Source organism: Sphingobium sp. ba1 (assembly GCF_000743655.1).
GTDB lineage: Bacteria > Pseudomonadota > Alphaproteobacteria > Sphingomonadales > Sphingomonadaceae > Sphingobium.
In genome coordinates this window covers 1-1196 of sequence record NZ_JPPQ01000059.1, presented here as the reverse complement: position 1 = coordinate 1196, position 1196 = coordinate 1, and the positions used below count along the sequence as shown (strand labels likewise).

1 protein-coding gene is annotated in these 1196 nt (G+C 59.1%); it reads right to left on the bottom strand.

The features are described 5' to 3' along the window. Nucleotides 1-723: TonB-dependent receptor (locus IL54_RS02825; protein ID WP_237748766.1), on the bottom strand; the 723-nt coding region annotated here is incomplete at its 3' end. Between the last annotated feature and the right edge of the window lie 473 nt (nucleotides 724-1196).

Sequence of the window (1196 nt, the reverse complement as noted above, 5' to 3'; positions counted from 1 at the left end):
AGCCGAGGGAACGCCTCGATCGATCGTGCGCTTGTCATTGTTGTATTCGAAGCCCAGGTCGATCCGTGTGGTGCCGCCTAGCGATACGGCAAAGGTCGGATTGATCGCGAGCCGGCGTCCGTCGTAGAAGTCCCGGTTGCTGTTGAACTCCTCATAGACGGCGTTCAGTCGAGCCGAGGCGGACTGGCTGATCGGTTGGTTGATGTCGGTGTCGATATACCATGCGCCATATGTATCCGCCGAACCGCTGCTACTGATGAAGGCGTTGGCACCGGGGCGCTTGGTGACGCGGTTGACGATCCCACCCCCACCACCGCGGCCGAAGATCATTGCGTTGGGACCTTTCAGGACCTCGATCCGCTCTGCGTTGTAGAGGCCGCGGTAATATTGCACGTCGTCACGCAGGCCATCGACAAAGAAGTCTGCGGTGCTGTTGTTGCCGCGCAGAATGATCTGATCGCGGTGACCCTCACCCTGAGATATCACCGCGCCGGGGACATAGCGAAGCACGTCGGCGATCGAGCGCATAGCTTGATCGTCAATCTGCGCCTCGGTGATGATCGATGCCGCCTGTGGAACGTCCTTGAGACTGGTCGGAGTGCGGGTGGCGGTGCTGGTCGCATCGACCTGGTAGCCGTCCCGGACGCCGGTGACGATGATTGTTTGGCGTGCGTCCGTAGCCGGGGGAGCTGGCTGGTCCTGGGCCGTTGCGGGCACGGCCATTAATCCAAGGCCTAACGCGCCGCTTAATGTACTTTTTTTCATTTTACCCCCTTGCGAATCGTTCTCAATCTGTGCGCCGCCCTATGATATATGCAACTGCTTCGCAATAGCCGATGTCTGGCTTGAAAGTGCGTGATGAAGGTAATGGTGCGCATCGACCCCCTAAGTTGGAGACGCCCGAACGGTGTGCCGCCAGATCGGTGAGCAAGCCCTGCCGTCGCTCACCAGATTAGGGGGCGAGTTCGGGATCTCGGCGCCTGCGGTGGTCGTTTCGCTAGCGTCGCGCCTCTATATGTGATAATGTCCTTTATCATATATAGAATGGTGGTATGTTGAGTCCTCCACAGGCGATGGAGGAAGCCTTGCGAACAGCCGTCTATATCACAGTAGGAAAAACGAACCGGAACCCGGTCGCGCTCGCAGACCTCGCGCGGCGACAGGCCAACTATCTCGGCCCCCAAGGCTTCAGGGCC